Annotated in this window: 1 pseudogene; it reads right to left on the reverse strand. The window is 44.6% G+C overall.

The window, feature by feature from the left end:
* Window positions 1-7: 7 nt before the first annotated feature.
* Window positions 8-231: pseudogene (gene prpB, locus SB660_RS24135) on the reverse strand (protein arginine phosphatase PrpB); the annotation flags it as partial.

A 231-nucleotide genomic window follows, 5' to 3' on the forward strand; every position in this document is an offset into this window, starting at 1 on the left:
TGACAACTTATCTGCGGTCTTTTTTCAGCTGTTTTGCCAGCTGCCGAAGAAGCTCTTCAAGCTCATCTCGCGTTTGTTTATAGATGTCAATTGAGCCGCCGAACGGATCGATGACATCACCATGGCTGCCTGTGACATATTCTTTTAGCGTAAACACTTTATCACGATAACGTCCAAATTGGCTGGCAATGATCTGTTTGTGCTGATGGGTCATAGCAAGAACCAAATCAG

This window comes from Bacillus sp. SIMBA_005, from assembly GCF_046535585.1.
Lineage (GTDB): Bacteria > Bacillota > Bacilli > Bacillales > Bacillaceae > Bacillus > Bacillus pumilus.